Below are 12,533 nucleotides of genomic sequence, written 5' to 3'. Positions count from 1 at the left end.
ATGAGTTCGCCGAAATAACAAATGAGTTCGCCGAAATAACAAATGCGTTCGCCGAAATAACAAATGCGTTCGCCGAAATAACAAATGCGTTCGCCGAAATAACAAATGCGTTCGCCGAAATAACAAATGAGTTCGCCGAAATAACAAATGCGTTCGCCGAAATAACAAATGGTAAAAAAATCTAGAGATTTCACTACGAAAATACTCTATGGGGGCATTGCATCTTTATACTGAGTAGAGCTTTAATTAAATGCTGACCCTTGAATTTTAGAAGGCTTGAGTGTAATGAAGACCCTCTCTGGATTGCTATTGGCACTCAGCTTCATGGTAGTAGCTTGCAGTCCGCCTCAGAATACGGCCGTGTCTCCCAGCCCTGAAGTAACAACCACTCCTGTTCCAGCAGCAGAGCAAAAGACACAAAGTAAGCTTTTAGTTGTCACGACAGTTGCTCCCCTAACAAATATTGTGAGCAACATTGCAGGCGATCGCCTAGAAGTTAAAGGCATTATTCCAGAAGGAACCGATTCTCACACCTTTGAGCCTCGTCCTAGCGATGCCGATATTCTATCCAAAGCTAATCTGATCATCGCTAATGGGTTGCATTTAGAATCCCCAACCGAAAAACTAGCGATCGCCTCCAAGCCCAAAGAAACTAAAATCTTTGAACTAGGCAGTAAAACTATTACTCAAGACCAATGGCTTTTCGACTTCAGCTTTCCGAAAGAAAAAGGTGATCCCAATCCTCATCTGTGGGTAAACCCCAAGTATGCTGAGGCTTATGCCAAACTAGCCGCCGAACAATTAACCACTTTAGACCCTGCTGGCAAAGATTACTACGCTACCAATCTGAAAAATTATTTACAACGCCTAGAAGCCCTAGACAAAGCAACACGGGAAATCGTCGCCAGTATTCCCGCTAAAAACCGTAAACTTTTGACCTACCACGATTCTTGGGCCTATTGGGCTAGAGAGTATGGTTTTCAAGTGATTGGTGCAATCCAACCTTCAGATTTTAAAGAACCTTCCGCTAAAGATGTAGCAAAGCTTATTGACCAAGTTCGGAAAGTAGGTGTCCCAGCAATTTTTGGTTCTGAGGTCTACCCCAGCAAAGTAGAAGAACAAATTGCCCGCGAAGCAAATGTAAAAACTGCGAACACCGCCGATGACGAGTTACCAGGTAAGGGGTCAGCTAATGCAATTGAAGATACTAATCCTGAGCATACCTATATTGGCATGATGGCTAACAATATGCGGATTATCGCCTCTAGCTTAGGGGGAAATTCTGATTTAGTGAAAAACTTGAATACTGCAAATGTCGTCGGTCCAACAGCAACTAAGTAGCATAAAGAAAATAAGTGCATGGAACCGATACTTGAAGTTAGAAATTTAACTTGTGGCTACCAAACCCAGCCAGTTTTTACGGGTGTTAATTTGACACTTTATCCCGGTCAACTGACCGGCTTAGTGGGGCCTTCTGGCAGTGGTAAAAGCACTTTAATCAGAGCGATTTTAGGGTTGGTGATTCCTTGGACTGGAGAGATTTGGTTTCGAGGAAAGCGCTTAAAGCCTGGATTAGCACCGCCTTTGGTGGGCTATGTGCCGCAAGTGGAAACAGTAGATTGGACTTTTCCAGTCACGGCTCTGGAAGTGGTAATGATGGGGCGTTACCAAAAACAGAAAATGCTGCCTTGGTCTTCAAAACGCGATCGCCAAGTAGCCAGCGAACTCCTAGAACGCGTCGGCGTTGCCCATGTTGCCCATCAACCCATCGGTAATCTATCCGGTGGTCAACAGCAAAGGGTTTTCATTGCCCGTGCTTTAGTAGGAGAGCCGGAAATCGTTCTTTTAGATGAACCTACCAGTAGTTCAGACTTGCACGTTCAACACGAACTTTTGCACCTATTAGCTGATTTGAATCAACAAGGTTTGACAATTATCCTCTCCACCCATGACCTCAACTCAGTAGCTACTCATTTGCCTTGGGTAGTTTGTTTCAACCACGGTTTAATCAGCCAAGGTCAACCGATCGATGTCTTCACTCCCGCCAACCTTGAGCAGACTTTTGGTGGAGAAATGGTGGTTTTCTACCAACAAGACCGAATTTTAATCGCTAGTGGCGGTACTTCTCTACGCCATCAAATGCAAGATAATTTGCCCGACGCACTACGGCGATCTGACTCGAAGTCTGCTTAGGATAAATACTTAGCGTTGCTGATTGACAAGCTCACACTCCAGGAGCAAAGGAAAAAAGACTAATTCATTCTCAAATTCAGCAATTCTAAATAGTTTATATGGATTTTTTATTCACACCCTTTCATTATGAATTTTTTAGCCGTGCGATTCTAGTAGGCATGATGGCAGGGCTATTATGCGGCATTATGGGAGTTTATATTACAACTCGCAGGATGAGTTACATTGCCCACGGTTTATCTCATGCAATTTTGGGTGGAGCTGTGCTGAGTTATGTACTGGGCTTGAATTTTTACATTGGCTCTGGTATTTGGGGTTTTGCAGCTGCCTTGTTGATTCAATATCTGACTGGACGCAAAGTTTACTCGGATGCAGCGATTGGGATTGTGACAACTGCTAGCTTTGCTTTGGGAGTAGCTGTGATCAGCAGCTATCGCAAGTTTAGCCAAAACTTTGAAGCCGCTTTGTTTGGCAATGTATTGGGGGTTTCCCCTAATGATTTGTGGGTAGTGACAGGTGTGACGATCATCTTACTCAGTCTTGTTTTCTTGTTTTATCGCCCATTGCTGTTTTGGTGTTTTGACCGAGAAGTTGCTCAGGTTCATGGTGTACCCGTTTTTGCAATGGATACTTTATTTGCTTTGATGTTGGCAACTTTACTGGTGGCAACACTGAATGTGTTAGGGGTGACACTGATTATTTCAGCAGTGGTAATTCCAGCATCAATTGCCCGACTAGTGAGCGATCGCTTTGGTTATCTGATGATTATTTCTGGCATTCTAGGAGCCGCAATTTCCTTTGTGGGGATTTACCTCAGCTACTATCTCGATATCGCCTCTGGAGCCAGTGTAGTGCTGCTTTCAACCGCCATATTTGCCTGTGTGTTGCTCAGTATGAGTCTGCAAGCCCGACACAAACGCCGTTTCTTTCCTTTTTTTACAAAACACGAACGGTGAGATTTTTAAGAGGACTCAAGGGACGATCAGAACTTTTCAAAACAAAAAACACACAGGAACAGAAGTAGGGGAATTAGCTAATTTTGCACTGCGAAGGTAGTAATTGAATCTTGGAGTTGTCACAGATTAACTGCGACTAAAAAATATAGCAGCTAGGACAATTAAACCTAAAAGTGCTAAAGGAACCCAGAGATTAGGGATATCTGACAAACTCATACCATTTTGGATTTTAGATTTTATATTTAAATCCTTAAGCCGATGCCACCTTTAGCGAATTCTTCAACAGTTTTTTGTGAAAATTCATGAGTAGCGATCGCCTGCAACATTGCCAGTGGTAAAGTCAAATGATCCGCTCCAGCTTGCAATGAGGCGGCTGCTTCTTCGGGAGATTTGATACTAGCTGCCAAGATTTCAGTATCACTGCCTTGGAGGACGCTAGCCATATCCCGGATTAAGGCAATACCATCACCTAACAACCGCGTAGCGCGATTTACATAAGCTATGGCAATTTTAGCACCTGCTTCCCGCGCTACTGCTGCCTGTGCTGCACTGTAAATCGCTGTCACTGAACAAGTAATTTCTGAGGATAGACTCGCCACCACTTCAAAACCTAACGGTGTTGCAGGAATCTTTAAAATTGTTTGCGAACCAATAATCTCGAAAGCTTTTCTACCTTCAGCTAACATCCCAGCTTTATCAGATGCCACAAGTTGATAGTATAACGGGCCATTCGTCAAGGCAACCAATTTTTTGAGTGTAGTTTCTGGTGGGATATCGCTTTGAGCCAACAACGTGGGATTTGTGGTAATGCCTTTCACCCATCCCCAAAGCTTAACAACTTCAGCTTCAGATGCGATCGCCGAGTCTAAATAAATTGCCATAATTTCTCCCGATCAATTCCCCGATATTAGTATGCAATAGCTGCACGTGATTAGTCCCAAGTTACAACAGTTTTTAATTGGATAGAACACAGGTGGGAGCATCCCAGTTTTTGCCAAGAGGGGAAAAATCAGTCATTCGATTTTGGATGCAAGGATTTTGGATTGACTCCAATGCATTAATGCACTTGCTCTGGATGATGAAATTTTTTGATTTCACTCGCGTCTGAAGTTGCTTGCTCTGGAACCTTTTTTTAGATAAAAGATTTTAATTTAATCCAAAATCTAAAATCTTTTATCTAAAATTGTCTCGTTCAGGATTAAACAGAAGGGACAACTTGGTATGAGATATCGTCTTGGCACGCCCGCTATTGGAAGTAACTAGCTACTCCTCAATCCATTACAAAAAATTCACAATCCCCAGACGCAAGACTTCTCGCGTAAAGTCACAGGAATACCCGATAGTTGCATCAGCAAGAAACTTGCCAGCCAAACACTCTTTTGTCACCCCATAGCCCCCAAGAATTTCAACTGCTGTTTGTGCGTTTTTGATTGCAACATCCACTGCAAAAGTCTTGGCGGCTGGTGCTTTGACTGTGGCGGCAAGTTGGGGAGAAGTTTCTGCTGTACGGGCAGCATCCCATACTACCAGTCGTGCAGCCTGGGTGTTAATCATCATATCTGCTAATTTTAAAGCCACTGCCTGATGTTCGATAATCGGACGACCCCAACTAACTCTATGCTTGGCATAATTCAAAGCATACTCATAAGCAGCACGAGCCAAACCAACATAAGAAGCTGCCAGCCCAATAGCTACTTCTGGAACCAACATCAGTAGTTTTCCTGCTTCCCCTTCTTGTCCAATCAGATTTTGTGCAGGGACTAAGACGTTATCCAGGCAAATCTCAGCATGATGCGAGGCTTTCCAACCAATCATCTGTGTTTTTTTGCCAAACTTAATCCCAGGTGTATCTGTTGGAACATAAAAGATAGACAAACTTTCGCGCAATGGTTTATCCATCGCTGTACGGGCAATGATAAAGTAGGCATCCGCAATTCCAGCATTTGTGACTAACGAGGATTTTGTTCCATTGAGGATGTATCCATTGCCCTCACGTGCTGCAAAGGTCTTCATCCCAATATTGGGATCTGGGAGCGGGCAGAACAAATCGGAGGTGGCAACATTAGATTCACTCTCTGCGGCGCTAAATAAATGTGGTTTTCCAGATTTGACAAAAGATAATATTCGTTCTTGCTGTTCTTGGGTTGCAACTCTGCTGACAAACAGCGACATCGCTGCGGTGAGATTAAAGTAACTACAAGCAATGCTGACATCAACAGCGCCTATTTCTTCTAACACTACAGCTAAGTCTATGCACTTTCCACCCACACCTCCTAGCTCTTTTGGAACCATCAAGGATGTGAATCCCAATTCAGCCCCCTTATAGAAGACCTGTTTGCAAAAATCCCAAGGTTCCATCTCTAGATTGTTAGACTCTTCAATTATTTGAACAATAGGCCCAATTTTGTTTTGAGCAAAGTCACGCGCAAGTGACTGCAACATCTGCTGTTCTTGAGTGAGGCTGAAGTCAATCATTTTTTATTTTTTGTTTATTCTTACAGCGCAAATATACAGCTTTCTTTGATGTCCGAAAACCTTATAGTTAGTATCAAAATGTCGCTTCTATAACCGTATTTTTATTTCTAACCTTTGTATATAGTAGTTTTAGAATATCCACACTCTTTCAACAAGCAAGCACAAAAGAAAAAAAAGTCAAAAATAGCTATAAAAAAATCAATTGAGTTTCCAATTTTAGGTGAAGTTTTGGCGGGTAGGGTCGCCCGATGGCTGCAAGAACCAGACATTTAATCCGAATCACAACTTCACTGAGGCGGTGGCGATGTCATATTCCAACACGGAATCATGAGTATATGGACGGACATGAGATAACTTGTCATGCATCGCCACACACAGATATTTTGACCCAGCTTTCAGGGATAATTCTTCTTATACAGCAGCCTACACGGAGAAATTAATATGACATCTCCAGAAACGGTTACATGGCTACAAGAACGGACGACTTTAGGAATTCTCTCGCCTGAAGTGTTAGATGCGATCGCTCAAGTAATTGAAGAACAAGTAGTAAGTGCCGAAACTGACTTAGTTAGCGAAGGCACTCCTTCAGAAGCACTTTATATTCTTGTCGAAGGTCAACTTGAAAGCAATAGCACCAATCAAACCAACCCAGCCTTAGCCTGTGGATTCCTCCCCGGAGCAGTGATTGAACTCCAAGAATTGCTGTTGGATGAATTAAGTCCATTCACAATTACTACGGTAACAGAATGTCATTTGTGGGTTGTGCCTGCTGCTAAATTTCGGGAATTAGTCACCCAATACCCCGACATTGCTCTGGCTTTTTCCCGTCAATTGGCTCAAGAATTAGCTCAGGTGACATCTGCACTTGGCTATGAACAAGAACGATCTGTTGCTTTGCGACCATATTTAGTCACCAAAGCACAACGCGGAATTATCGGTACAAGTCGCTATGCTGTGCGGCTGCGGGAACAAATTCGTTTATCGGCTGCTGACCGCAAATCAGTGGATATTTTTGGAGAACCAGGGTTAGAAAAAGACAATATAGCAGCCCTAATCCACTTTGGTTCTCCAAAACGGCGAGAACCAATTATTAAAGTAAATTGTGGTATTCTCCAAACGAGCGGTGCAGATTTATTCGGTCGCGCAGGCGGTAAACCAGGACTGTTGGAATGGTTGGGAGAAGGGACTCTAGTTCTCAACAACATTCAAGAATTGCCCGAAGAATTATTACCTCCCGTGACGCAGTTGCTCAAAACTGGCACATATACCCCCGTGGCTCGTTCGGGAGAACCAGCACCTGAACCTCGCCCCAGTACAGCCAGAATTCTGATTGTTTCAGAAAAAACTCAGCCGACAATTGAACGTTCTGTTGGTCACGTTATTAAAGTACCACCGCTCCGGGTGCGGAAAACGGATGTTCAGGCACAGGTTGAATATTATACTAGTCTCTACATTCGGGCTAGAGGCGTTCCGAAACCGCACATCACCCCAGAAGCTTTGCGTCGCCTCCAGTCCTATGATTTTCCTGGGAACCTCAAGGAATTGAAAAATTTGGTAGAAAGAGCGATCGTGCAAGCAGAGGGGGCGAATGAATTAACAGAAGAAATTTTCTGGCCAGCCGAAACTAAGAAAAAACGATTTCGGGTAAATCTTTTAAATGCCTATCCTCGTTTGCGGCAATTTTTACGTAGTCCCTGGTGGCCCGATCGCATTAACTATGGTTTGACTGCAACGGCTTTTGCGATTATTGTTGCAGTGTTATTTATTGGCCCGCAAACCCGCGATCGCAATTTCGTATTAAATTTCTTTTGGGCTTGGTGGTGGCCTTTCTTCCTATTTCTCTTTCCCTTTTTGGGACGTATCTGGTGTTCTGTTTGTCCTTTCATGATTTACGGGGAAATTACCCAAAAGTTATCTCTCTGGCTGTGGCCTCGAAAACTCAAGCGCTGGCCCAGACAGGAAGCTGAGAAATGGGGTGGATGGTTCATGTTTGGTTTGTTCTCCCTAATTTTCTTATGGGAAGAACTCTGGCATTTAGAAAATACCGCCTATCTTAGCGCTTGTTTGCTGCTGTTAATTACTGCTGGGGCAATGATTTTCTCTGCTCTTTTTGAGCGGCGGTTTTGGTGTCGGTATCTCTGTCCCATTGGCGGGATGAATGGTTTATTTGCCAAACTTTCAATGACGGAACTCCGGGCACAGCAAGGTATTTGTTCTGCCAGTTGTACCACATATCAATGCTATAAAGGTGGGCCGCAAAAGGGCGAAGGGATGGAAACTAATGGATGTCCCTTATACTCCCACCCAGCGCAGTTAGAAGATAACAGAGATTGCGTACTGTGCATGACTTGCCTGAAAGCCTGTCCCCATCGTTCCGTTGAGTTCAACTTGCGTCCCCCTGGAATTGAACTGTGGACAACTCATGTACCCCGCACCTATGAAGTAGCATTATTGTATTTGCTGTTAGGTGGGATATATCTGCATCGCTTGCCAGAATTACAATCTTGGTTGGGGTTACAACTGGATTTAACTCAGTTTTGGCAGCACTTCGGATTATCGCTCTTAGTGTTAATTATCCCAGCAATTTTTACCTTTGCAGCTTATGGGTTGCTGCAAGTGTTCAACTTTAACCGTAAGCCTCGATCATTTGTAGAGCTTGCCTATGGCTATCTACCATTAGTTTTGGGGGGAAACTTGGCTCACTATCTGCGTTTGGGCTTAGGCGAAGGTGGGCGAATTTTACCCGTTACTTTTGCTACTCTTGGTTTGAGTGGTGAACAATTGCCAATATTGGTTGCTCACCCGGCTGTGATTGCCTTTTTGCAAGGAGCAACGATAATTTTCTCAGTGTTGATGACTATGTTATTAACGCAAAAGATTGCCAAGCAACCAGTGCGATCGCTCATGCTGCAACACTTAGCAGCGATCGCTTTGGGAGTTAGTATGTGGGCGATTATCGTGTTTTGAGTTTCACATCTAGCGTAGGCGTAGCCCGCCGTAGCATCGCTTGTTTTCTCGTTTCTAGGTATCTAAGAAGGATAATGCACCTCATTGAGCTGCTGCCGCTTGTGTAGGAGGCAGCAGCCCTATTTTAGCCATTCCTAGTCAGAGACTATGAACGAGCAAAGTCTGTTTTAACAGAATATAACTTTTTCTCAGTTGTCTAAACACTACTTTCGCTATTAAACTGGTGAATTCATTCTGAGGCGGGCTTTTCGGAGAATGAAATAGCCCTGTTGAGCTTCACATCTATTCCACCAGGCGGTTTCTAATCGTCTGGGCTAGGTGCAAAATGTGAGTTAAAAACATTCTTGCCTACGAAGGTGATAGAAAATACTCATATGATTTTTCGCTCATAGTGTAAGGATTACAGATAATGCAAGTTCTAAAAAGATCCATCAAACCACAAACCTATATATCGTTCCTCCACATCTATCAAACGACTTGGGGGACTGCTGGTGATATTTGTTTAATCCGTGAATCTGTAGCTAATGAAAGTACAGCGAAGTTTGTCGGTCACAAAATCGAATTAGTAGTGCCAAAAGGGCTGGAGCGCGATCGCATTGCCAACTGTGCGATCATCAAAGTTGCAGGTAATGTCGGCGACGGACATCCTAAAGAGCATCCCTTGGAATGGGAGGCTTATGAAGGTGTAAATTCAGAAATAGCTGAAGCGGCTCTCAAACCTTGGGGCTTCAAGTTAATTGAACTATAATGTGGCGATTTGATCAGCTCAACTCGCTGGCACGTAGCTGATTACGTTAGCGCAGTGTTAGCGAGTATTCAAGCCTGATTACAAATTGGCTTCAACCATGCTTAAGCATCTACACCAAATTAAAAAGTGATCGCTCTTATCTGCCTACTTGATTGGAGGCTTAAATATCCAAAAAAGGCGATCGCGCAATCTAAAAAAACCGTTCTAATTCTTCTACTAGTGCCTGGCTGTCTTTCCATAGGGCAATACTTGCATCACGATAGATTTTCGCAATGAATGGAGCAGAATGTTTCCGAACAAATTCTTGCATCGGCACAATTGCTTTGAGAAAAATTGCGGCCATATCTGCCCCTGATAAATTTTGGGAAACAAATATAAACATCTTTACCTGAGCGCGTGCAACGGCAATCCTTTCTAATAAGTTGTTGCTAATCTTGCCATCTTTGGTCAAAACAACCCAGCCCATTTTGCCGACCTCTGGTAACCAGTCCACATCTTGAGCGCCTTTGTCAAAGTGTTCGTCATGGATTTTGATAGTGACACCTGCGGTCCGAAGCGTTTCTACAATGCGTCTGTTACCTAGACATCTATCTATAAAAAAAGTAATGGACTGGGGTTGAATCATGCAACAGCAGGTAGCTCACACCGGATAGCTTCTTCGATCTTGAAGCGATCGCTGTCATAATCATAAGCAAGATCGTCAATTGAATCACCTGCTTTATAGCGTTCTGCTAACACGCTGGTGGTAATTCCTGTTCCAGCAATAACAAGGCGACCAAAGGCGATTCGGGAATCAATGACGACAACACGAGGGCTATCTTCCTCGTGAGAGCGAGTAAAGGGATACAGTTTAATTGCAAGCCCAGTGTCGTCGGGTTCAATTCGCTCAAGATGAGCATTAAAAGCGTCTTTCATCTGCGTTTGTACGCTTTTCGATGCATTAATAAGAGAGCCATAGCGCTCAATAAACAGGTCAACACCATCGGTAAGAAAACTTTCACCAGCAAGCGGGTGGGATGTTTGAAACCGCTCATCAATGAAATCAAGAGCGGTTCGTACATTGCCTAGATCAATTTTGTGATTTTTGCGAATTGCTCTTAAAACATGAACTTCAACTAGGTTGTTAAATGAGAGGAGTCGTGGTTTAAGATCACGAATTGGGATAAGGGGTTTGAAGAAGTTGGAACCTTTTGAAATCCGGTAGTGTCGCCCAACTGTCCAAGAACGAATTGTGCCTGCTGGAATGCGTAAATAACGAGCGGCATCGCTAATGGAGTAAGCGGGAATGTCTCTAGGATCGGTTCCTCCGTAAAGCTCGGTCATTTGCGTGCCTGCCAGGGATGCTTAATTTTATTATCTTCGATATCGATACATATTAAAACAAGCAAAGTCTTAGCTTTATGAAAAATTCTTCTTAGTGAGGTGATCGCTTTGTCTCGAAGCCTCGGCTTGATTGGATAGCTAGCTATCAAATTATAAAACAAGCGATCGCACTTTGATTATTGCTTTGACATATTTACTGGCTGGTGGCAGTGATGATGTGAAAAGACTGCTTACATGGCTGGGCTTTCCTGAAACTCAAACGATTCCTGCTTCATTAAGCCATAATCAAGGTTGTTAAAACTCTCAAAATATTTGCCCAAGTCTGGGAACCTAGTCGAGATTTTGCACGATTACACCAAAACTTAGCAAAGCAAATTGCTGTAGTTGCTAGAAAAGTCTCTTGGGAACCGCAAGATATTGGTATTCTAGAAACTTACTACAACAATCTCAAAAAAGCTGGATACAACGAAGCTGATTCGCTGCAATCATTAATAGTTAACCTCAAGGGTTGATAGTGGTTTTTTAACGCCATAACTACAATTTTGATTCATGCTGCCTTTTGGCTTCTCCTCATCTTCGCTTATCCCAAATTTCCCCAAGTCCAAGCCATCTTCTTTTGGAATCCTTGGGTAAGGCGCATCTTAGGCGTGGGCTACGTCGGCTTTCTCCTCGCCTGGATTCCCTTTTTCCGCCGCAAGTTATTTGAACCCTTCAAGCCTTCCCTACTAGCCGATACCAAAGACCATACTGTGAGTGATACCTTCGTGCAGTTGTTGCGCCCAAGGGTGTAATTCGTAATTCGTAATTAAGAAAGAGACTTCTAGGCTGAGGGTAAATTGTTTATTTAATAAAAATCTGACTTTTCACGAGTGATTTAGGACTGCTATATAGAAAAGCTCACGCTAAACCTAATCCCTGAGCAAGCTTTGTTGCTAGGGAATGGAAGCGAGGTTTTCTAGATAAGAGTGAAAAGTCAGATATTGGAATGAGTGAAAAAACAGATTGTGTCTGTCCTACCGCCAATTAGAATCAATGCTCAGTTCACTTAGAACCAAGCTTAATAAATGAAAGGCGGAGGGATTAACCACGACCCCAGTCGCGCTCGCGCTCATAGCGGTTGTTATTATCACGAATGTTGCGAATGTTATTGCGCTCATAGCGGTGGTTATTATCGCGCTCATAGCGGCGGTTATTTTCGCGCTCATAGCGACGATTATTTTCGCGCTCATGGCGACGATTATTTTCGCGCTCATGGCGACGGTTATTTTCGCGCTCATAGCGGCGGTTATTTTCGCGCTCATAGCGGCGGTTATTTTCGCGCTCATGGCGGCGGTTATTTTCGCGCTCATAGCGATCATTATTGTCACCAATGTTGAGAAGATCGTTCTCGCGGTCATAATCATCATTTCTGTGGTGACGACTCTGACGTTCGTAGTAACCATCATCGTTGTGTTGATAGCCGTAGCTATCTAACCCAGCAAGATAATCCACTCGTGTATTAGCATCAGCTTTTGGAGAAATACCCAAAGCTGATGCAGATGCTATCAAGCCGGCGAGCAAAATAGAGGTAAAGCGGTTCATGATGTCAGTCAAAAATTGTTGATAGTAATTTATGCAAGTCCAGTCTGTTTAGGAAGAGGAGATTCCACAAGTGTTTGAATCAATCCTATCAATCTTGAATAACTCAAAAAGTTTTCTTGGGTGCGGTGATTGAGAAAGGTTTTGTTGTCTGTGATACTTTCTGACTTTCCAGATGCAGTGAAAAGTTAAAATTAAAATGAGTCTTTGAACTGGATGAATCCACCTCTGAACTCCGTCAACGAGTCTTTGATACTCGTGAATCCACCTCTGAACTCCGTTAACGAGTCTTTGAA

The 12,533-nt window shown here is 43.4% G+C and carries 11 protein-coding genes and 1 pseudogene; 7 read left to right on the top strand and 5 right to left on the bottom strand.

Annotated features, from left to right (window positions below; translation table 11 throughout):
- From V7K46_RS21670 to V7K46_RS21655, 4 genes and pseudogenes are all read left to right on the top strand, one after another.
- Positions 1-185: pseudogene (locus V7K46_RS21670) on the top strand (hypothetical protein); the annotation flags it as partial.
- 100 nt (positions 186-285) lie between these two features.
- Positions 286-1,341, top strand: a complete 1,056-nt coding sequence (locus V7K46_RS21665; RefSeq protein WP_335116698.1) for a metal ABC transporter substrate-binding protein — start codon at positions 286-288, stop codon at positions 1,339-1,341.
- Between the two features lie 18 nt (positions 1,342-1,359).
- A complete protein-coding gene (locus V7K46_RS21660) occupies positions 1,360-2,193 on the top strand; it encodes a metal ABC transporter ATP-binding protein (protein ID WP_335116696.1) in 834 nt (277 codons plus the stop codon).
- A 98-nt stretch (positions 2,194-2,291) separates the two neighbouring features.
- Positions 2,292-3,146, top strand: a complete 855-nt coding sequence (locus V7K46_RS21655; RefSeq protein ID WP_335116694.1) for a metal ABC transporter permease — start codon at positions 2,292-2,294, stop codon at positions 3,144-3,146.
- Positions 3,147-3,388: 242 nt separating this feature from the next.
- Here the strand turns inward: V7K46_RS21655 and V7K46_RS21650 are convergent, their stop codons facing one another.
- Together V7K46_RS21650 and V7K46_RS21645 are read right to left on the bottom strand one after the other, a co-directional pair.
- Entirely contained in the window at positions 3,389-4,027 is a 639-nt protein-coding gene (locus V7K46_RS21650) for a transaldolase family protein (RefSeq protein WP_335116692.1), read from the bottom strand.
- Positions 4,028-4,424: 397 nt separating this feature from the next.
- Positions 4,425-5,621 (bottom strand): acyl-CoA dehydrogenase family protein, encoded by a 1,197-nt coding sequence (locus V7K46_RS21645; RefSeq protein ID WP_335116690.1) that lies wholly within the window; start codon positions 5,619-5,621, stop codon positions 4,425-4,427.
- 441 nt (positions 5,622-6,062) lie between these two features.
- On the opposite strand from V7K46_RS21645, the gene V7K46_RS21640 reads away from it, so the two are divergent.
- The gene (locus V7K46_RS21640) at positions 6,063-8,588 is read left to right on the top strand and encodes a cyclic nucleotide-binding domain-containing protein (RefSeq protein ID WP_335116688.1); all 2,526 of its coding nucleotides are present in this window, start codon (positions 6,063-6,065) and stop codon (positions 8,586-8,588) included.
- Positions 8,589-8,997: 409 nt separating this feature from the next.
- Positions 8,998-9,336 carry a hypothetical protein gene (locus tag V7K46_RS21635; protein WP_335116686.1) on the top strand — a complete coding sequence of 113 codons (339 nt, stop codon included), beginning with the start codon at positions 8,998-9,000 and terminating at the stop codon, positions 9,334-9,336.
- Between the two features lie 190 nt (positions 9,337-9,526).
- Here V7K46_RS21635 and V7K46_RS21630 read toward each other — a convergent pair whose 3' ends face one another.
- Complete coding sequence (locus V7K46_RS21630; RefSeq protein WP_335116684.1) at positions 9,527-9,961, bottom strand: hypothetical protein; 435 nt, start codon at positions 9,959-9,961, stop codon at positions 9,527-9,529.
- Positions 9,958-10,659, bottom strand: a complete 702-nt coding sequence (locus V7K46_RS21625; protein ID WP_335116682.1) for a DUF433 domain-containing protein — start codon at positions 10,657-10,659, stop codon at positions 9,958-9,960. The genes V7K46_RS21630 and V7K46_RS21625 overlap by 4 nt, the downstream gene beginning before the upstream one ends.
- Before the next feature lie 542 nt (positions 10,660-11,201).
- Between V7K46_RS21625 and V7K46_RS21620 the strand changes: the two genes are divergently transcribed.
- Entirely contained in the window at positions 11,202-11,450 is a 249-nt protein-coding gene (locus tag V7K46_RS21620; RefSeq protein ID WP_335116680.1) for a hypothetical protein, read from the top strand.
- A gap of 289 nt (positions 11,451-11,739) precedes the next feature.
- Here the strand turns inward: V7K46_RS21620 and V7K46_RS21615 are convergent, their stop codons facing one another.
- Positions 11,740-12,207, bottom strand: a complete 468-nt coding sequence (locus tag V7K46_RS21615) for a hypothetical protein (RefSeq protein WP_335116678.1) — start codon at positions 12,205-12,207, stop codon at positions 11,740-11,742.
- Positions 12,208-12,533 lie beyond the last annotated feature (326 nt).

This window comes from Nostoc sp., assembly GCF_036917395.1.
Classification (GTDB): Bacteria; Cyanobacteriota; Cyanobacteriia; order Cyanobacteriales; family Nostocaceae; genus Nostoc.
Note: the sequence above shows the minus strand (reverse complement) of the source record. Positions and strands in the feature narration are given on the sequence as shown.